Raw genomic sequence first — 20,237 nt, forward strand, 5'->3', positions numbered from 1 at the left:
AGTTGCAGGAAGGCGGCAAGAGAGTGAATCCCGATGAGCTTACTCAGGTAAGTGATTCGGGTGAGTGAACGCAGCCAACGCACATGCAGCTTGAAGTATGACGGGTATGTTTACTGTTCGTGGCGCTTGAAAACCAGCTCGTTAGCTGAAGAATCCGCAGCCTCGAAAAAGTAACCTTCCAGATTAAACGCTTTCAACTGCTCGGGTTGAGTCAGGCGGTTTTGAATAATGAAACGGCTCATCAGACCGCGCGCTTTCTTGGCGTAGAAGCTGATTACCTTGAACTTACCGTTTTTCTCATCCAGGAAAACGGGCTTGATCAGACGGGCATTGAGCTTTTTCGGTTTAACGGCTTTGAAATATTCGTCCGATGCCAAATTAACCAGCACATCGTCGCTTTGATCGTGCAACGCCTGATTCAGCTTTTCAGTAATGGTGTCGCCCCAGAAACTGTAGAGATCTTTACCGGCTTTATTTTCCAGCCTGGTGCCCATTTCCAACCGATACGGCTGCATCAAATCCAGCGGGCGCAACACGCCATACAGGCCTGACAGCATACGCAGATGCTGTTGAGCGAAATCGAAGTCATCCTCGCTGAAATCTTCTGCGGCCAATCCGGTATAGACGTCGCCCTTAAACGCCAGCAGCGCCTGACGCGCGTTCTCCGGTGTGAAATCCGGCTGCCAATCGCTAAAGCGGCCTGCGTTCAGGTCAGCCAGCTTATCGCTGATGCTCATCAGCGAAGCGATCTGTGCCGGCGTCAGTTTTTTACACACATCAATCAACTGGCTGGAATAGTCCAGAAGTTCCGGCTGGGTATAACGCGTCGTTGCCAAAGGACTGGTGTAGTCGAGCGTTTTTGCGGGTGAAATAGTAATAAGCATGCGCCATGTCCTGTCGGTCTGGTTTCTGATGGCCCTACTATAGCAAGAACGTAGTAAGAAAACGGCGATAGCTATAATACGCCTCGTCTTTCTCGTTCCCGCGCGTTCGGGAAGGGGAAAATATGGCGTCTTATCGGCGTGTAACCGCCGTTGCAGGGGCGAGTGGAAAAAGGCTGGCTTGCACGGGAAAGTGCGCGTGTTATTATCAGATTTCGGCGCAAAACAGACGGCCACCAGATTAGATAATAAGTCGATTCATATACGAGCTATTTTCATTCACGAGCACCACGTATAAACAACGAGACATGCCAACATGACGGATAAACTGACTTCCCTACGCCAACTGACCACGGTTGTAGCTGATACCGGCGATATTGCGGCAATGAAACTGTACCAACCGCAAGATGCGACCACCAACCCTTCACTGATTCTGAATGCGGCGCAAATTCCTGAATACCGCAAGCTGATCGACGAGGCTATTGCCTGGGCGCGTGAGCAGAGCAACGATCGCAAACAGCAGGTCGTGGATGCCACAGATAAACTGGCGGTCAATATCGGTCTCGAAATTTTAAAATTGATCCCTGGCCGCATCTCCACAGAAGTAGATGCGCGTTTGTCTTATGACACCGAAGCCAGCGTGGCGAAGGCAAAACACCTGATCAAGCTGTACAACGACGCGGGCATCAGCAACGAGCGTATCCTGATTAAACTGGCTTCCACCTGGCAGGGCATCCGCGCGGCGGAGCAACTGGAAAAGGAAGGTATCAACTGTAACCTGACGCTGCTGTTCTCCTTTGCACAGGCGCGCGCTTGTGCTGAAGCGGGCGTGTTCCTGATTTCACCGTTCGTTGGCCGTATCCTTGACTGGTACAAAGCCAATGGCGATAAGAAAGAATTCGCACCACATGAAGATCCAGGCGTGGTTTCCGTCAGCGAAATCTACGACTACTACAAAGAGCACGGCTATGAAACCGTCGTGATGGGCGCAAGCTTCCGTAACGTCGGTGAGATTCTGGAACTGGCCGGTTGCGATCGCCTGACGATTGCACCAGCTCTGCTGAAAGAACTGTCAGAAAGCGAAGGCGAAGTCGTTCGCAAACTGTCTTACGTCGGTGAGGTGAAAGTTCGTCCGGCGAAAATGACGGAAGCGGAGTTCTACTGGCAGCACAACCAGGATCCAATGGCGATTGATAAACTGGCCGACGGGATCCGTAAGTTTGCTATCGACCAGGAAAAACTGGAAAAGATGATTGCCGATTTACTGTAAGCATTTTGTTGATGAAAATAGCCGGGGATTCCCGGCTATTTTTTTGTCTGCAGTTTAGTCTCGTGGAGGGAATAGGGCTATTTCGCCGTCGCGTTACGGGTTTTTTTCGCGATATAAAGCTTGTCATCGGCACGTTTCATGACCTCGCTAAGATCTTCCCCAGCGATATAGTATTCAACCAACCCAATACTGACAGTTAGCCTGATTTTCCCCGCGGCGGTTTCACAAGGCGTGTCGCTAACGCGCTCTCTTGCTTTGTCTACGATGGTGTACGCATCGTCTAATCCGGTATTCGGTAATACGATCGCGAATTCATCGCCGCCAATCCGGCCAAAAATATCTTCACGGCGAAATGATTTCTTGAAGGTGTCGGCAACAAACTTCAACGCATTATCCCCGACGCTATGCCCAAAGCTATCATTTACCTGCTTAAAGTAGTCAATGTCGATCAGAATGACGCTAACGGGCCTCTTGGTCAGGTTAGCGATACTAAAGGCTTTATTAGCGGCCAGAAAGAACGCGTCTCGCCGCAAATAACCGGTGAGATCGTCATACCGCGCGATGATGGGCAGCTCTATCAGGTATTTTTTTGCCAGAAGTGAGAGCAAGCTGCCTAAGATCGCAGAAAGCAGCACAACGCTGAGAATGACGGCCGCGGTACCAAGGGATGTCAGTGTATAAAAAAACGTAGGAGGAGGCGTTTCTGACGTGGTTCTAATCCGGATACCCAATAATTCATCCGTAGGCGATAGCACCGGAAATATGGTAGTAAGGCTGCCTTTACCTGCATATTCACCAATTGATGGCAGTTTATTCTGGCAGACACGGATAATCGCCATATCATTAAATGTAAGCTCAGACGATGATAATCGATTAATACATTCGCTACGTACGTCGCGTGTATTGAATACCCACGTTCTCACCCGTGAAGAAATGTAGGAACCCGTTTTTCGGGTGATATCACTCTCCGTTACTTCTCCACCCGCATTATAAGACTCATAGGTCTTGATGGTGATGTCCAGATTCTGCCGTTCTACTTTCCATGCGTTTCTGCTTGCTTCATGAGTAAGAAAGATAACGATAAAAAAAGAAATAAACCCAAAAAGGAAGAAGGCCGAGGTGGGGTGTGAAAATAACTTTAATATCTTATATTTAAGATCGGTCATGGCGACTTCCTTGATAGGGCTTTTTTACTTATTGTGATACTAAAGAAGTGCTTTAATTTTATCATATGATCTGATTTAACGTGATGCTCTGTCGTGGTGGATATCATCCTTTTCTCTTTAATCTATCGGCGTATTTCACCCGCTCTTAATGGGGTAGCGATCTTTTTTATTTGCCTACTATTCTTAAATTTTAATTGCGCCGCGTTATTATTAATTTAAGTCATGCCCTGACATTTTTTGAGACGCTATTTAATAATTATTATCAAATGTCATATCGCACTCAGCGTGAAATAATGAACATCGTGTGAATTTCCGCATGAGAGCGAATTGTTTGCTAAAAGCCGTCAATATCCTGATAAAATTGGTGTTTTGTTTAAACTGAGGTGCTTATGAACGTATTGCGTATTGGCTTGGTTTCCGTATCCGATCGTGCTTCCGGCGGGATTTATCAGGATAAAGGCATCCCAGAGCTGGAATCCTGGCTCCGCAGCGCGTTGACCACGCCTTTTGAAGTGGAAACCCGGCTGGTGCCGGATGAACAGCCGATGATTGAACAAACGCTGTGTGAACTGGTTGATGAACGCGGCTGTCATCTGGTGCTGACAACCGGGGGAACGGGGCCTGCACGTCGTGATGTCACGCCGGATGCCACGATGGCCGTTGCCGATCGAGAAATGCCGGGGTTTGGCGAACAAATGCGTCAGATCAGCCTGCGCTTTGTTCCTACCGCGATCCTTTCCCGTCAGGTGGGCGTGCTGCGTAAACAGGCGCTGATTCTTAATCTTCCAGGGCAACCCAAGTCGATTAAGGAAACGCTGGAAGGCTTAAAAGATGCAGATGGCAAGGTCGTTGTCGCCGGTATTTTTGCCAGCGTACCGTATTGTATCCAGTTGCTGGAAGGCCCTTATATTGAAACCAATGTGGATGTGGTAGCAGCTTTTCGCCCTAAAAATGCCGTGCGCGAAATAAAAAACTGAAGTTAGGCGATTTGAAACATAAGATTCAGCTTTGCTGGTGTATAAAAATTTTGCCGCTATAGTAATTTCTACTTTACACACTGCGGTGATGTTTTTTCTCACTCTGGCAATGCACGGTAACTTATGACTCAGGACCAACACGCCCATCCTCGCCGGTTGAACCGGCAGGACTATAAAACGCTGTCTCTGGCTGCGCTGGGTGGCGCGTTAGAGTTTTACGATTTTATTATTTTCGTCTTCTTTGCCGCCGTGATTGGCGATCTCTTTTTCCCACCCGATATTCCTGAATGGCTGCGGCAGGTACAGACGTTCGGTATTTTCGCCGCAGGCTATCTGGCCCGCCCGCTTGGGGGCATCATCATGGCCCACTTTGGCGACAAGAGCGGACGTAAGAAAATGTTCAGCCTGAGCATATTGCTGATGGCGTTACCGACGCTGGCAATGGGCTTGCTGCCAACTTATGAAGCCATTGGTATTGCGGCACCACTTTTACTGCTGTTAATGCGCGTGCTGCAAGGTGCCGCAATCGGTGGGGAAGTCCCCGGCGCATGGGTCTTCGTTGCGGAGCATGTGCCTCGCGCCCGTATTGGGTTTGCCTGCGGTACGTTGACTGCCGGCTTAACGATGGGGATTCTGCTGGGCTCGCTGATCGCGACGCTGCTGAACACGGTGCTCACGCCAGAGCAGATGTCTGGCGGCGGCTGGCGTCTGCCGTTCTTTATTGGCGGAGTATTCGGTCTTGTCGCCATGTATCTGCGCCGCTGGTTGCAGGAAACCCCCATTTTTATGGAGATGCGTGAGCAGAAAAAGTTGGCGGAAGAGCTGCCGCTGAAATCTGTCGTCTTAAATCATAAACGCGCGGTTGTGGTTTCAATGCTGCTGACCTGGCTGCTATCTGCGTGCATTGTCGTCGTTATTCTGATGGCACCGACCTACCTGCAAAAAGTCCACGGCATTCCTGCTGCGCTGGCATTGCAGGCGAACTGTCTGGCAACGATTGCGCTGATGGTGGGCTGCGTCGGCGCGGGACTGCTGGTTGACCGCTTCGGTGCGAGCAAGCTGTTCATTGTGGGTAGCCTGTTGCTGGCTGCCTGTAGCTGGTTCTTTTATAGCTCGGCAGCAAGTAGTACGACGTTGCTCTTTGTCAGCTATGCGATTGCGGGGCTCAGCGTTGGTGTGGTGGGCGGCGTACCGTATGTCATGGTGCGGGCATTCCCGGCGGCGGTGCGGTTCTCCGGGATTTCTTTTTCCTACAACGTTTCCTACGCCATTTTCGGTGGCCTGACGCCCGTCTTCGTGACGCTGATTATGAAGGCGACGCCGATGGCGCCTGCCTTCTATGTCCTGACGCTGGCTGGCGTGGGATTGCTGCTGGGGATTTATTTGCAGCGCGATCTGGATGCGGACTCGCGTGCTTCAGCCGATAGCGACGCGCGCGATCGTTCGCTCGTCGAAGTTTAAGCACGCTATTATCAAAAAATAGCCCGGCATCAAAAACAAACGAGCCCTGTCAACCTGACAGGGCTCGTTTGCATGGAACGCAGGATTGCGTTGGTACGGATATGGCGTCAGAACTTAGTGAGACGCGCCACGAGCACCAATTGGCAGGACGGTGCGGCCAAACTTCTCGTTCAGCACTTCAGCCATTGCCAGATAAATCGCGCTAGCGCCACAGATGATGCCTTCGTAACCCGCGAAGGCCAGCAGGGCGTGGTTGCCGGTAAAGTTGCCTACGGCCAGCAGTGCAAACAGCACGGTCAGGCTGCCGAAGACAAATTGTAGGGCGCGGTTAGTACCGAAGGTGCCGAAGAACATAAACAGCGTGAAGACGCCCCACAGACCAAGGAACACGCCAAGGAACTGAGCGTCGCTGGCTTCCGCCAGACCCATTTTTGGCAGTACGAGAATGGCAACCAGCGTCAGCCAGAATGCGCCATAAGACGTAAATGCAGTCACGCCAAACGTATTCCCTTTTTTATATTCCAGCAGGCCAGCCAGAATCTGGGCAATACCGCCGTAGAAAATACCCATGCTGAGAATGATGGAAGAAAGTGGGAAAAAGCCTGCGTTGTGCAGGTTCAACAGAATAGTGGTCATCCCGAAGCCCATCAGTCCTAATGGACCAGGATTTGCCAACGTGTTCGTGCTCATAAATCCTCTGCAATAACAGATTATTAATAGTCCCTTCGCGTCGGGCGCGGCATTAAGGTTAGCGAGTGCGCCAATCACGTTGGGATAGGTGTCGTTTAGGTGTTATTGCCCGCCATTATGTAGGGAAATGTCCCCATTTCTGCGGCGGGCGCGGCATCATATCGGGCGTTTGGAACGGACACAACATGGGGAAGGCAGAATAGTTTGATCGTACGAGGGATAAAGGTCATTTTTTTTCATCTTCCCCCCTTGATGATAGAAATGTTGGCCCCATCTTATTTCCAACCGAAACAGTTTGACCTGCCGCAAAGGCGTGTGTCGGGTCGTTACATCGGTGGTTAGCATGAAAATGAAACGTGTGCTGCTGATGAAAACGAGGGGGTGTCGTTGGAAAAACGAGAAATCTTGTTGAAAAACGACATTTCGCCCGCACAGTAGGTTTAACCACCATACCGAATATGACTTTTTAGTGGAGATGTTTAGATGGGTAAGATTATTGGTATCGACCTGGGTACAACCAACTCTTGTGTCGCGATTATTGACGGTACTCAGGTAAAAGTACTGGAAAATAGCGAAGGCGATCGCACCACGCCTTCAATCATTGCTTATACGCAAGACGGTGAAACTCTGGTTGGCCAACCGGCTAAACGTCAGGCAGTGACCAACCCGAAAAATACACTGTTTGCTATCAAGCGCCTGATTGGCCGTCGTTTCAAAGACGAAGAAGTTCAGCGCGATGCCAACATCATGCCGTACAAAATTATCGCGGCAGATAATGGCGATGCATGGCTGGAAGTGAAAGATCAGAAAATGGCTCCGCCGCAGATTTCAGCTGAAGTGCTGAAAAAAATGAAGAAAACGGCGGAAGACTATCTGGGTGAGACGATCACTGAAGCGGTTATTACCGTACCGGCTTACTTCAACGATGCGCAGCGTCAGGCAACCAAAGACGCTGGCCGTATCGCGGGTCTGGAAGTCAAACGTATCATCAACGAACCGACGGCGGCAGCGCTGGCGTACGGTCTGGATAAAGAAGTTGGCAACCGCACTATCGCGGTTTACGACCTGGGCGGCGGTACATTCGATATTTCCATCATCGAAATCGACGAAGTTGATGGCGAAAAAACCTTTGAAGTTCTGGCAACCAACGGTGATACCCACCTGGGTGGTGAAGACTTCGATAGCCGTCTGATCAACTATCTGGTTGACGAATTTAAGAAAGAGCAAGGTTTCGACCTGCGCAACGATCCACTGGCGATGCAGCGTCTGAAAGAAGCGGCAGAAAAAGCCAAGATCGAGCTGTCTTCTGCACAGCAGACCGACGTTAACCTGCCGTACATCACGGCAGACGCGACCGGTCCTAAGCACCTGAACATCAAAGTGACGCGTGCGAAACTGGAATCACTGGTTGAAGAGCTGGTGAACCGTTCTCTGGAGCCGCTGAAAGTCGCGTTGCAGGATGCTGGCCTGTCCGTTTCTGAAATTCAGGACGTGATTCTGGTTGGTGGTCAGACGCGTATGCCTCTGGTACAGAAGAAAGTTGCTGACTTCTTCGGTAAAGAGCCACGTAAAGACGTGAACCCGGACGAAGCGGTTGCTATCGGTGCTGCGGTTCAGGGCGGTGTCTTGTCGGGCGACGTGAAAGACGTTCTGCTGCTGGACGTAACCCCACTGTCTCTGGGTATCGAAACGATGGGGGGCGTGATGACTCCGCTGATCGCCAAAAACACGACGATCCCGACTAAACACAGTCAGGTGTTCTCGACGGCGGAAGACAACCAGTCTGCGGTAACGATTCATGTTCTGCAGGGTGAGCGTAAGCGTTCGCACGATAACAAATCTCTGGGTCAGTTTAACCTGGATGGTATTCAGGCTGCACCGCGCGGTATGCCACAGATCGAAGTCACTTTTGACATCGATGCTGACGGTATCCTGCACGTTTCCGCGAAAGACAAAAACAGCGGTCGCGAGCAGAAAATCACCATCAAGGCATCTTCTGGTCTGAACGAAGAAGAAATCCAGAAAATGGTACGTGACGCAGAAGCCAATGCGGAATCTGACCGTAAGTTTGAAGAGCTGGTTCAGGCGCGTAACCAAGGCGATCACCTGCTGCACAGCACGCGTAAGCAGCTGGAAGAAGTGGGCGACAAACTGGCCGCTGATGATAAAACTGCCATTGACGATGCACTGAAAGCGCTGGAAAGCGCGCTGAAAGGCGAAGACAAAGCAGACATCGAAGCGAAAATTCAGGCGCTGGTTCAGGTTTCCGGCAAGCTGCTGGAAGCGTCTCAGCCACAGCCAGGTGCTGAAGGTGCCGCTGATGATGCTTCTGCTCGTCGCGACGACGATGTCGTTGATGCTGAGTTTGAAGAAGTCAAAGATAAAAAGTAATCGCCCTTGAGCGGGCGCAGTAGCAGCCACAAGGCTACTGCTGGCAATCAGCACGGGCGTCGAGGAAACTCTGCGCCCGTGCACGCATGTTGAGGGGCAGGAAAAGAAATGGCGAAGCAAGATTATTACGAAAGCCTGGGCGTTGCTAAAAACGCAGATGAGCGCGAAATAAAGAAAGCCTACAAGCGTCTGGCGATGAAGTACCACCCGGATCGTAATCCTGGTGATAGCGAGGCAGAAGCCAAGTTCAAAGAGATCAAAGAAGCCTACGAAATCCTTATCGATTCGCAAAAACGCGCAGCCTACGATCAGTACGGTCACGCGGCGTTTGAGCAAGGTGGTATGGGCGGAGGCGGCGGTGGCTTTGGCGGCGGCGGTGCCGATTTTGGTGATATTTTTGGCGACGTGTTCGGAGACATCTTTGGCGGCGGTCGCCGTCAGCGCGCGAGCCGTGGATCCGATTTACGCTACAACATGGAGTTGACGCTGGAAGAAGCGGTACGTGGCGTCACCAAAGAGATCCGTATTCCCGCACTCGAAGAGTGTGATGTGTGCCACGGTAACGGCGCGAAGCCGGGTAGCTCCCCGATCACCTGTCCAACCTGTCATGGGAACGGTCAGGTTCAGATGCGTCAGGGCTTCTTTACCGTGCAGCAAGCGTGTCCGCATTGTCATGGTCGCGGTAAGATCATTAAAGATCCATGCGGCAAATGTCACGGCCATGGCCGCGTAGAGAAGAGCAAAACGCTGTCGGTGAAAATTCCGGCGGGCGTGGACACGGGCGATCGTATCCGTTTGTCTGGTGAAGGCGAAGCGGGCGAGCACGGTGCACCGTCAGGTGATTTGTACGTTCAGGTACAGGTTAAAGCGCACCCGATCTTCCAGCGTGAAGAAAACAATCTGTACTGCGAAGTGCCGATCAATTTTGCGATGGCAGCATTAGGCGGCGAGATTGAAGTTCCTACGCTGGATGGCCGCGTGAAGCTGAAAGTGCCTGCGGAAACGCAAACCGGGAAACTGTTCCGTATGCGTGGCAAGGGCGTGAAATCGGTACGTGGCGGTGCGCAGGGCGATCTGCTGTGCCGTGTGGTTGTAGAAACGCCGGTTAACCTGAACGAGCGCCAAAGACAACTGCTGCAAGAGCTTGATGAGAGCTTCGGTGGCCCGTCTGGCGAGAGAAATAGCCCACGCTCGAAAAACTTTTTCGATGGCGTGAAGAAATTTTTCGATGATTTAACCCGTTAATGGCTTGTCGTTAACGCGTGATAAGAAACCGGTGGGGTAAACCTGCCGGTTTTTTTATGACAGACATCCGTCCGTCACTGCGGCCGTTGCTGTGCAACGTTGAAAAACGCTCCCAACGTTTTTTATTCCTTCCTCCAGATAGCCTCAATTCAATAGATCGTTTTTTACGATGATTAAGCCAGCTTTAATCTGCTTTTAACGAGTGGTTAGATTGCGTAATCTTGCCGGCAAGAAAGCAAGCGTACGCTATTAACGCTCGAGCCTCATGGGAGATTAAGTCAATGATAACAATGATTCGCCGTTTTATTCAGTTGGATGCGGCGGCTGGTGTGATGTTAATGATGGCGACAGTATTGGCACTCACGTTTGCCAATTGGTCTGTTACCGCCGCTGGCTATCAGCAATTTCTAATGATGCCAGTGGAAATGCGGTTTGGCGCACTCGAAATCAATAAGAACCTGCTGCTGTGGATTAACGATGGCCTGATGGCAATTTTCTTCCTGCTGATTGGTCTGGAAGTGAAACGCGAGCTTATCGAAGGCTCGTTAGCCAGCCGCCAGCAGGCGATGCTGCCACTGGCGGCTGCGGTAGGCGGAATGATGTTTCCAGCCTTGCTCTTTCTGCTTTTCAACGCGAATGATGAAGTGACGCGTGCTGGCTGGGCGATTCCCGCTGCGACAGATATCGCGTTTGCCATTGGTGTGCTGACGCTATTGGGCAAACGAGTTCCCGCGGGGCTGAAAGTCTTCCTGCTGGCGCTGGCGATCATTGACGATCTGGGGGCGATCCTGATCATTGCCCTTTTTTATACGCAGCAGATCTTCTGGCCTGCGCTGGGCGGTGCGGCGTTGGCGATTATAGCGCTGGCCTATATGAACATGCAGAAGGTTGGTAAAACCTCCACCTATTTGCTGGTGGGTGCCGTCTTGTGGGTTTGCATTCTGAAATGTGGGGTTCATGCGACGCTGGCGGGAGTGATTGTCGGATTCTTTATTCCTTTACGCACGTCCGACGGGCAGCATTCTCCGGCAATCACGTTGGAGCATGGCTTACAAACGTGGGTCGCGTTTCTGATTATCCCGCTGTTTGCCTTCGCTAACGCAGGCATTGTATTGCAGGGGATTGTGCTGGAAAAACTGTTTTCTCCTTTGAGCCTTGGCATTGCAGCCGGGTTGCTGATTGGTAAACCGCTGGGCATTACCTTGTTCAGTTGGCTAACCATCCGACTGGGCTACGCGCGTCTGCCGGCTGGTGTTCACTTTAGCCAGATCGTGGCGGTGTCAATGCTGTGCGGCATCGGTTTTACCATGTCGATATTCATTACGCTGCTGGCCTTCTCTGGCGGCGATGCGGAGTTGATTACCTATGCCAAGCTGGGAATTCTGTTGGCATCGGGGCTGGCTGCGCTGCTTGGCTATCTGGCACTACGCGTCGTGTTGCCTACGCTGGACAAGGTGATGCAACCGTGTAAGGGTTGATACTATGCCGGAGGCGTCAAGAGGGGGCAGGTGTGTCTCATTTGAATTTTAATCATCTCTATTATTTCTGGCAGGTTTATAAGTCGGGATCCGTTGCGGGTGCGGCAGAGACGCTGTTCTTAACGCCGCAGACCATTACCGGGCAAATCAAGTGCCTGGAAGAGCGTTTACAGGGCAAGCTCTTCAAACGTAAGGGGCGCGGGTTGGAACCGACAGAGCTGGGACAGCTTGTTTTTCGCTATGCGGATAGCATGTTCCAGCTTAGCCAGGAAATGTTGGATATTGTGAACTACCGCAAAGAATCGAACCTGTTATTCGATGTCGGCGTGGCTGATGCGCTGTCCAAACGGCTGGTGAGCAGGGTGCTGGAAACGGTCGTAACGGAACAGGAACATATCCATTTACGCTGTTTTGAGTCGACGCACGAAATGCTGCTGGAGCAGTTGAGCCAGCATAAGCTGGATATGATTCTGTCAGATTGTCCGGTTGATTCGACGCAGCAGGAAGGGCTGTTTTCAATCAAGCTGGGCGAATGTGGTGTGAGTTTTTATTGTAAACGTCCGCAGCCTGAGCAGCCTTTTCCCGCCAGCCTTGAACAACGTAAGCTGCTGATTCCCGGGCGGCGAACCATGCTGGGACGGAAATTACTGAACTGGTTTACGGCGCAGAATATTCAGACGACTATTTTGGGCGAATTTGATGATGCGGCGCTGATGACCGCGTTCGGCATTAATAACGACGCGATTTTCGTTGCACCGTCGCTGTATGCCAATGAAATCTACCAGCAGGGCGATATCGTCGAGATCGGTAGGATTGAGAACATTCAGGATGAGTATTATGCGATTTTTGCGGCCAGAATGATCCAACATCCGGCGGTGCAGCGCGTCTGTAACGCGGATTTTTCAGCGCTCTTCTGTGATACCACAGACACAAAAAAACCGGCCTAGGCCGGTTTTTTCTTAGCAACAACACGCAGATGCGTGATTATTGCATGGCGTTGATGCGCGCAACCAGATTGGATTTATGACGTGCAGCTTTGTTCTTGTGGATCAGGCCTTTACCAGCCTGACGATCCACGATCGGTTGCATGTCATTAAATGCTTTCTGTGCCGCTTCTTTATCGCCAGTAGCGATCGCCGCGTATACTTTCTTGATGAAAGTACGCATCATTGAGCGACGGCTTGCGTTATGCTTACGGCGCTTCTCAGATTGTACGGCGCGTTTCTTAGCTGATTTGATATTAGCCAAGGTCCAACTCCCAAATATATTCAATCGAGGACAATTCAAAGGCCGTGGAATATGCTCGTTTAGCCTTCGTTTGTCAATGGATTTGTGCAAATAAGCGTCGTTTGTACGTCGACACTTGTTACGTTGTGATGGCGCAGGATTTTAGCAGCTTCACGCGGTGGAATACAGCTTTTCGCATCATAAATTCATCCTGAATTTGATAAAGCCCTGTCTGTCATCGGTAAAGTCGGATTGCATGTGCCGTCCGCCGTCTGGATATTCTGCGTATAGGCGTCATCCATCGATGATTCAGCTAAAAAACGTGCAAATACTGGCACGATTTACAAGGTGGCTGCAAAAGGCGCGAATCGCGGGTTAACCTTACTCGCTGTACAAGGTATAATCCGCCGATTTCCATAATATTAACCCTTTGTTCTGGGCCAGCCATGCAGCTAATTCGCGGTATACACAATCTTCGGGCACACCATTACGGCTGTGTGCTCACTATTGGTAATTTTGACGGCGTGCACCTCGGACACCAAATGCTGCTTGAACGACTAAAGCAGGAAGGTCGCGCTCGTGGGCTGCCGGTGATGGTCATGATTTTTGAACCACAGCCGCTGGAACTCTTCGCTGCGGAAAAAGCGCCCGCTCGCCTGACGCGTCTGCGTGACAAGGTGAAATATCTGGCGCAGGCCGGCGTGGATTATCTGCTGTGCGTCAGATTCGACGCACGTTTTGCCGCCAACGATGCTGAGACGTTCGTTTCTTCCCTGCTGGTGAAAAAATTGGGCGTGAAGTTTCTGGTGGTGGGAGATGACTTCCGCTTCGGGGCTGGTCGTCAGGGAGATTTCCTGTTATTACAGAAGGCTGGACGTGAGTCGGGATTTGATGTCATCAGCACCGATTCGTTCTGTAATGGCGGCAAACGGGTTAGCAGCACTGCCGTACGTGAAGCGCTCAGTCGTGATGAACTTGAGCTGGCAGAAAGTCTGTTGGGCCACCCTTACAGCATTTCCGGGCGTGTGGAACATGGCAAAGCATTGGGGCGAACCATTGGGTTCCCTACCGCCAACCTGCCGCTGAAACGTCAGGTTTCCCCCGTCAGCGGCGTGTATGCCGTCAGCGTTTATGGGCTGGGGCAAGAACCGCTACCGGGCGTTGCCAATATTGGCACGCGTCCGACCGTAAACGGTGACAAACGCCAGCAGCTTGAAGTGCATTTGCTGGACGTGACGATGAACCTCTATGGTCGTCATATTGAAGTCGTACTGCGTAAAAAGATCCGTAATGAACAGCGTTTTGCTTCGCTCGATGCGTTAAAACAGCAAATCGCCGATGATGTGGTGACAGCCCGGACGTTCTTCGGGTTAAAGACACCGGTTTAATTTTTCTAGCCGAAACGAAATCGAGAATCTAATGAGTGACTATAAGACTACCCTGAACTTGCCGGAAACAGGGTTCCCGATGCGTGGCGATCTGGCCAAGCGCGAACCTGACATGCTGAAACGTTGGTATGAGCAGGATCTGTACGGGATTATTCGCAATGCGAAGAAGGGAAAGAAGACCTTCATTCTGCACGATGGCCCTCCGTACGCGAACGGCAGCATTCACATTGGTCACTCAGTTAACAAGATTCTGAAAGATATTATTGTTAAATCAAAAGGTCTGTCTGGCTACGATTCCCCTTACGTGCCGGGCTGGGACTGCCACGGTCTGCCGATTGAGCTGAAAGTAGAACAGCTGATCGGTAAGCCGGGTGAGAAAGTCAGCGCCGCAGAATTCCGTGCGGAGTGCCGTAAATATGCGGCAGAGCAGGTTGCCGGTCAGAAAGCCGACTTTATTCGTCTCGGCGTGCTGGGCGACTGGGATCGTCCTTACCTGACGATGGATTTCAAAACCGAAGCGAACATCATCCGTGCGCTGGGCCGCATCATTGAAAACGGCCACCTGCACAAGGGTGCTAAGCCGGTTCACTGGTGTGCCGACTGTGGTTCCGCGCTGGCGGAAGCGGAAGTTGAGTATTACGACAAAACCTCTCCATCCATTGATGTCGCGTTCAACGCCAGCGATGTGGCCGCGGTATTAGCCAAATTTGGCGTGAGTAGCGTAGATGGCCCTGTTTCGCTGGTGATCTGGACGACCACGCCGTGGACGCTGCCAGCAAACCGTGCGATCTCACTGAATGCGGAATTCGATTATCAGCTGGTGCAGATTGACGGTCAGGCGCTGATTCTGGCGGCCGATCTGGTTGAAAGCGTGATGAAACGCGTCGGCGTGACGCAGTGGATCGTTCTGGGCGACTGTAAAGGCGCTGATCTTGAGCTGCTGCGTTTCAAACATCCGTTCCTCGGCTTCGACGTACCGGCCATTCTGGGCGACCATGTAACGCTGGACGCGGGTACCGGTGCGGTGCATACCGCCGGTGGTCACGGTCCTGACGACTATGTGATCAGCCAGAAATACAATCTGGAAATCGCCAACCCGGTGGGGCCGAACGGTTGCTACCTGAGCGGCACCTATCCTGAACTGGATGGCAAATTCGTTTTCAAAGCCAACGACCTGATCGTTGAAATCCTGCGTGAAAAAGGCATGTTGCTGCACGTAGAGAAATTACAACACAGCTACCCGTGCTGCTGGCGTCATAAGTCGCCGATCATTTTCCGTGCCACGCCACAATGGTTTGTCAGCATGGATCAGAAAGGCCTGCGTAAGCAGTCTCTGTCTGAAATCAAAGGCGTGCAGTGGATCCCGGATTGGGGCCAGGCGCGTATCGAAGCGATGGTCGCCAACCGTCCTGACTGGTGTATCTCCCGTCAGCGTACCTGGGGCGTGCCGATGTCGCTGTTCGTCCACAAAGAGACGGAAGAGCTGCATCCGCGTACGGCTGAGCTGATTGAAGCGGTAGCGAAACGTGTTGAAGCCGATGGCATTCAGGCATGGTGGGATCTCGATCCGGCCGATGTGCTGGGCGCAGACGCGGATAACTACGTCAAAGTGCCGGACACGCTGGACGTGTGGTTCGATTCTGGATCAACGCACGCGTCTGTCGTGGATGTACGCCCTGAATTCGGTGGTCATGCGGCTGATATGTATCTGGAAGGTTCCGACCAGCATCGTGGCTGGTTCATGTCTTCCCTGATGATCTCTACGGCGATCAAAGGCAAAGCGCCTTACCGTCAGGTACTGACCCACGGTTTCACCGTTGATGGTCAGGGCCGCAAGATGTCCAAATCGATCGGAAATACCGTCAGCCCGCAGGACGTAATGAACAAACTCGGTGCCGACATTCTGCGTCTGTGGATCGGTTCAACGGATTACTCCGGTGAAATCGCCGTATCCGATGAGATTCTGAAGCGTTCCGCCGATGCCTACCGCCGTATCCGTAACACCGCGCGTTTCCTGTTGGCGAACCTGAATGGGTTTGATCCACAGCAGCATATAGTGAAACCAGAAGACATGGTTGTGCTGGATCGCTGGGCGGTTGGCTGTGCAAAAGCCGCGCAGGAAGAGATCCTCGAAGCGTACGAAAGCTATGATTTCCACCGTGTCGTACAGCGTCTAATGCAGTTCTGCTCGATCGAGATGGGATCGTTCTATCTGGATATCATTAAAGATCGTCAGTACACGGCAAAAGGCGACAGCGTGGCACGCCGTAGCTGCCAGACTGCGCTGTACCATATCTCAGAAGCGCTGGTACGCTGGATGGCACCGATTATGTCCTTCACCGCGGATGAGATCTGGAACTACCTGCCGGGTGAGCGTGCGCAGTACGTCTTTACCGAAGAGTGGTATGACGGTCTGTTCGCGCTGGATAGCGCGGAAACCATGAACGATGCGTTCTGGACGGATGTTCTGAAAGTGCGTAGCGAAGTGAACAAAGTCATTGAGCAGGCGCGTAATGACAAACGTATCGGTGGCTCGCTGGAGGCCTCCGTTACGCTGTACGCCGATGCCAATCTGGCGGGCAAGTTGAATCAGCTGCGTCAGGAACTGCACTTTGCGCTGTTGACGTCAAAAGCGCAGGTGGAACGTTATGAAAATGCGCCGGATAACGCGCAGGCAACGGAACTCACCGGACTGAAAATTGCCTTAAGTGAGGCAGAAGGGCACAAGTGTCCACGCTGCTGGCATTACGAGACGGATATCGGTAGCAATGCCGAGCATCCTGAAGTTTGTGGTCGCTGTGCGACTAACGTGGGCGGTAACGGCGAAGAGCGTAAATTTGTCTGATGAATAAGATCTGTTCGAGTGGACTGCGCTGGCTCTGGCTGGCGATACTGGTTTTAATTGTCGATCTTGGCAGCAAGCAGTGGATCCTTGCCCACTTTGCGCTGGGAGATACGGTGCCAGTGATGCCTTCTCTGAATCTGCATTACGCCCGTAACTACGGCGCAGCATTCAGCTTCCTGGCGGATAAAGGCGGTTGGCAACGCTGGTTCTTTGCTGGCATCGCGATTGCTATCGTGGTTGCACTGCTGGTGATGATGTACCGTGGCAGCGTCAAACAGCGGCTCAATAACATTGCGTATTCGCTGATTATCGGCGGTGCACTGGGCAATCTGTTCGACCGGACATGGCACGGATTTGTTGTCGATTTCATCGACTTCTATGTCGGTGATTGGCATTTCGCCACGTTTAACCTTGCCGATACCGCTATCTGTATTGGTGCGGCACTCATCGTACTGGAAGGTTTTTTCAGTACGCATGATGATACTGATACCGTTAAGCAAAAGGGTCACTGATGTCCGAGAGTGTTCAGCATAACAGCGCGCTGCTGGTGCATTTTATTCTGACGCTGGAGGATGGCTCTACGGCCGAATCCACGCGTGAGCGCGGCAAACCAGCGCTGTTTCGCCTTGGCGACGGTAGCCTGTCTGACGCGTTGGAACAGAACCTGTTGGGATTGATGCGAGGCGATAAACGCAAGTTTACGTTACCGCCGGAGTCGGCCTTTGGGCCGACCAATCCGAACCTGATCCAGTTCTTCCTGCGTCGTGATTTCGCCCAGACCGGCGTGCCGGAAGTCGGCACCATCATGCTGTTCAGCGGCGTTGCCGGAAATGATATGCCGGGGATTATCCGTGATGTGACCGAAGAGTCTGTCACCGTGGATTTCAACCATCCTCTGTCCGGCCAGGCGATAACCTTCGATCTTGAAGTGCTGGATATCGATCCCGTACAACAGGAGGTGACACATGCAGATCCTGCTGGCTAATCCGCGCGGCTTTTGTGCCGGTGTCGATCGGGCTATCAGCATTGTGGAACGTGCGCTGGAGCTTTTTGGTACGCCGATCTACGTCCGTCATGAAGTGGTACATAACCGCTATGTGGTTAACGGATTACGCGAACGTGGTGCGATTTTTATTGAGCAGATTGAAGACGTGCCGGACGGTGCGATTCTGATTTTCTCGGCACATGGCGTTTCGCAAGCGGTACGTAATGAAGCCAAAAACCGCGATCTGACGGTATTCGATGCGACCTGTCCGCTGGTAACCAAGGTGCATATGGAAGTGGCCAGAGCCAGTAAGAAAGGCGTAGAAGCGATTCTTATCGGGCATGCCGGGCACCCTGAAGTTGAAGGAACGATGGGGCAGTACAGCAATGCGGACGGCGGCATGTATCTGGTGGAATCCCCTGAGGATGTCTGGCAGCTACAGGTAAAAGACGAAAGCAATCTGTGTTTTATGACGCAAACTACTCTTTCTGTTGATGATACCTATGCGGTGATTGATGCATTGCGTGAGCGTTTCCCGCAGATCGTCGGCCCGCGTAAAGATGACATCTGCTATGCCACGACCAATCGTCAGGAAGCCGTTCGCCACTTGTCGGATAAGGCGGATGTCGTTTTTGTCGTCGGCTCTAAAAACTCCTCAAACTCCAATCGCCTTGCTGAATTAGCACAGCGCGCGGGGAAAGCGGCTTATCTGATTGATTCAGCAGAAGATATCCAGGAGTCATGGCTAGCGGGCGCTTCGCATGTTGGGGTAACCGCAGGCGCATCGGCACCGGATATTCTGGTACAACAGGTGATCCAGCGCCTGAAAGAATTAGGCGGCAAGGTGGCGGTTGAAATGCAGGGACGTGAAGAAAACATCGTCTTTGAAGTGCCGAAAGAACTGCGTGTTGAAGTCAAACAGATAGATTAATGCTGTTTCTGCGGTAGGGCTTAGGCCTTACCGCTTTTATCCCCTTCCATTTTATACCCGTCATACTTCAAGTTGCATGTGCGTTGGCTACGCTCACTCACCCGAATCACTTACTTGAGTAAGCTCATCGGGATTCCTTCGCTTGCCGCCTTCCTGAAACTCGAATTATTTAGGGTATATCTCTTCTCTGTTATTCACTCATGAAAATGTTAATGCATAAAAATGAATTTTTATGCGTTATGCTATGTGGTTTAATTTTGACCACTTTTGCTTATCTTCAAATACCTTGCGGCTTTTCATCGCTCTGATGCGCCATTTTGCTGTGTGTGGTTAGACAGTTTTGCTGATTTTCTGCGACTTCAAACAGTATTTTCTAATCTGGCGGTAAATCCGCTGGCGATAGTGCGCAGCGCCCGTTAACCTGATGTTATTTTTATGTCGTCAGGATCAAAAAGAGAGAGACATTATGAAGGATTCATCCATCCGTATTGCGGTTGTAGGTGCGGGCGGCCGTATGGGACGCCAGCTGATTCAGGCTATCGAGCAAATGGACGGCGTGGTATTGGGCGCGGCGCTGGAGCGTTCTGGTTCGTCTCTGATAGGAAGCGATGCCGGCGAACTCGCTGGGCTGGGTAAAAGCGGTATTACCGTGAATGAAAATCTGGATGCCGTGCAGAATGATTTCGATATTTTGATCGACTTCACCCGTCCGGAAGGCACCTTAGCGCATCTGGCATTTTGCCGTCAGCACCGTAAAGGCATGATTATTGGGACAACTGGCTTTGATGACGCAGGGAAAGCGGCGATTAAGCAGGCTGCACAGGATATTGGGATTGTGTTTGCAGCGAACTTCAGCGTCGGCGTCAATGTCATGCTGAAGCTGCTGGAAAAAGCCGCCAAGGTCATGGGCGACTATACTGATATCGAAATCATTGAAGCACACCATCGTCACAAAGTGGATGCGCCATCGGGTACCGCGCTGGCGATGGGCGAAGCGATTGCCGATGCGTTGGGACGCGATCTGAAGTCCTGTGCCGTGTACGCCCGTGAAGGCTATACGGGTGAACGCGATCCGAAAAGCATTGGTTTTGCGACTGTGCGTGCGGGTGACATTGTCGGTGAACATACGGCGATGTTTGCTGACATTGGCGAGCGCGTTGAGATTACCCACAAGGCATCCAGCCGTATGACATTTGCTAATGGTGCAGTAAGAGCCGCTATCTGGATTAGCTCGAAAGAAAGTGGCCTTTTTGATATGAGAGATGTGCTTTCTCTGGATGATTTATAGTATTTAATTTTTAT

At 51.7% G+C, this 20,237-nt stretch carries 17 protein-coding genes; 13 read left to right on the top strand and 4 right to left on the bottom strand.

Going from position 1 to position 20,237, the window contains the following annotated elements; translation table 11 throughout:
* Positions 1-110: 110 nt before the first annotated feature.
* On the bottom strand, positions 111-884 hold the full coding sequence (gene yaaA, locus Q3A88_RS03135; RefSeq protein WP_317177395.1) for a peroxide stress protein YaaA: 774 nt from the start codon (positions 882-884) through the stop codon (positions 111-113).
* 313 nt (positions 885-1,197) lie between these two features.
* On the opposite strand from yaaA, the gene tal reads away from it, so the two are divergent.
* Positions 1,198-2,151: a transaldolase gene (gene tal, locus Q3A88_RS03140; protein ID WP_039501560.1), complete on the top strand. Its 954-nt coding sequence runs from the start codon at positions 1,198-1,200 to the stop codon at positions 2,149-2,151.
* A 77-nt stretch (positions 2,152-2,228) separates the two neighbouring features.
* Here the strand turns inward: tal and Q3A88_RS03145 are convergent, their stop codons facing one another.
* A complete protein-coding gene (locus Q3A88_RS03145) occupies positions 2,229-3,317 on the bottom strand; it encodes a GGDEF domain-containing protein (RefSeq protein WP_317177396.1) in 1,089 nt (362 codons plus the stop codon).
* Between the two features lie 389 nt (positions 3,318-3,706).
* Between Q3A88_RS03145 and mog the strand changes: the two genes are divergently transcribed.
* Together mog and Q3A88_RS03155 are read left to right on the top strand one after the other, a co-directional pair.
* The gene (mog, locus tag Q3A88_RS03150; RefSeq protein ID WP_039549844.1) at positions 3,707-4,294 is read left to right on the top strand and encodes a molybdopterin adenylyltransferase; all 588 of its coding nucleotides are present in this window, start codon (positions 3,707-3,709) and stop codon (positions 4,292-4,294) included.
* Positions 4,295-4,417: 123 nt separating this feature from the next.
* Complete coding sequence (locus Q3A88_RS03155; protein WP_205605026.1) at positions 4,418-5,755, top strand: MFS transporter; 1,338 nt, start codon at positions 4,418-4,420, stop codon at positions 5,753-5,755.
* A gap of 114 nt (positions 5,756-5,869) precedes the next feature.
* On the opposite strand, the gene satP is transcribed toward Q3A88_RS03155, so the two are convergent.
* The gene (satP, locus tag Q3A88_RS03160) at positions 5,870-6,445 is read right to left on the bottom strand and encodes an acetate uptake transporter (protein WP_104212736.1); all 576 of its coding nucleotides are present in this window, start codon (positions 6,443-6,445) and stop codon (positions 5,870-5,872) included.
* A gap of 483 nt (positions 6,446-6,928) precedes the next feature.
* On the opposite strand from satP, the gene dnaK reads away from it, so the two are divergent.
* From dnaK to nhaR, 4 genes are all read left to right on the top strand, one after another.
* Positions 6,929-8,836, top strand: coding sequence for a molecular chaperone DnaK (dnaK, locus tag Q3A88_RS03165; RefSeq protein ID WP_014916708.1), 1,908 nt, complete (start codon positions 6,929-6,931; stop codon positions 8,834-8,836).
* Positions 8,837-8,944: 108 nt separating this feature from the next.
* Entirely contained in the window at positions 8,945-10,081 is a 1,137-nt protein-coding gene (gene dnaJ / locus Q3A88_RS03170) for a molecular chaperone DnaJ (protein WP_317177397.1), read from the top strand.
* 281 nt (positions 10,082-10,362) lie between these two features.
* Complete coding sequence (nhaA, locus tag Q3A88_RS03175) at positions 10,363-11,559, top strand: Na+/H+ antiporter NhaA (RefSeq protein ID WP_317177398.1); 1,197 nt, start codon at positions 10,363-10,365, stop codon at positions 11,557-11,559.
* Between the two features lie 32 nt (positions 11,560-11,591).
* Positions 11,592-12,506 carry a transcriptional activator NhaR gene (gene nhaR, locus Q3A88_RS03180; protein ID WP_052903064.1) on the top strand — a complete coding sequence of 305 codons (915 nt, stop codon included), beginning with the start codon at positions 11,592-11,594 and terminating at the stop codon, positions 12,504-12,506.
* A 37-nt stretch (positions 12,507-12,543) separates the two neighbouring features.
* On the opposite strand, the gene rpsT is transcribed toward nhaR, so the two are convergent.
* Positions 12,544-12,807: a 30S ribosomal protein S20 gene (rpsT, locus tag Q3A88_RS03185; RefSeq protein WP_010681770.1), complete on the bottom strand. Its 264-nt coding sequence runs from the start codon at positions 12,805-12,807 to the stop codon at positions 12,544-12,546.
* Positions 12,808-13,232: 425 nt separating this feature from the next.
* On the opposite strand from rpsT, the gene ribF reads away from it, so the two are divergent.
* From ribF to dapB, 6 genes are all read left to right on the top strand, one after another.
* The gene (gene ribF / locus Q3A88_RS03190; protein WP_014916705.1) at positions 13,233-14,174 is read left to right on the top strand and encodes a bifunctional riboflavin kinase/FAD synthetase; all 942 of its coding nucleotides are present in this window, start codon (positions 13,233-13,235) and stop codon (positions 14,172-14,174) included.
* 31 nt (positions 14,175-14,205) lie between these two features.
* Positions 14,206-17,019, top strand: coding sequence for an isoleucine--tRNA ligase (gene ileS / locus Q3A88_RS03195; protein WP_233991023.1), 2,814 nt, complete (start codon positions 14,206-14,208; stop codon positions 17,017-17,019).
* A complete protein-coding gene (lspA, locus tag Q3A88_RS03200; protein WP_094371036.1) occupies positions 17,016-17,531 on the top strand; it encodes a signal peptidase II in 516 nt (171 codons plus the stop codon). The genes ileS and lspA overlap by 4 nt, the downstream gene beginning before the upstream one ends.
* Positions 17,531-18,004, top strand: a complete 474-nt coding sequence (fkpB, locus tag Q3A88_RS03205; protein ID WP_014916703.1) for an FKBP-type peptidyl-prolyl cis-trans isomerase — start codon at positions 17,531-17,533, stop codon at positions 18,002-18,004. The genes lspA and fkpB overlap by 1 nt, the downstream gene beginning before the upstream one ends.
* Entirely contained in the window at positions 17,985-18,935 is a 951-nt protein-coding gene (ispH, locus tag Q3A88_RS03210) for a 4-hydroxy-3-methylbut-2-enyl diphosphate reductase (RefSeq protein ID WP_014916702.1), read from the top strand. Before fkpB ends, ispH begins: the two co-directional genes overlap by 20 nt.
* Before the next feature lie 466 nt (positions 18,936-19,401).
* Positions 19,402-20,223 (top strand): 4-hydroxy-tetrahydrodipicolinate reductase, encoded by an 822-nt coding sequence (dapB, locus tag Q3A88_RS03215; protein WP_014916701.1) that lies wholly within the window; start codon positions 19,402-19,404, stop codon positions 20,221-20,223.
* The last annotated feature ends 14 nt before the right edge of the window (positions 20,224-20,237 follow it).

Source organism: Pectobacterium sp. HCp5_1, assembly GCF_032905925.1.
Taxonomy (GTDB): domain Bacteria; phylum Pseudomonadota; class Gammaproteobacteria; order Enterobacterales; family Enterobacteriaceae; genus Pectobacterium; species Pectobacterium brasiliense_A.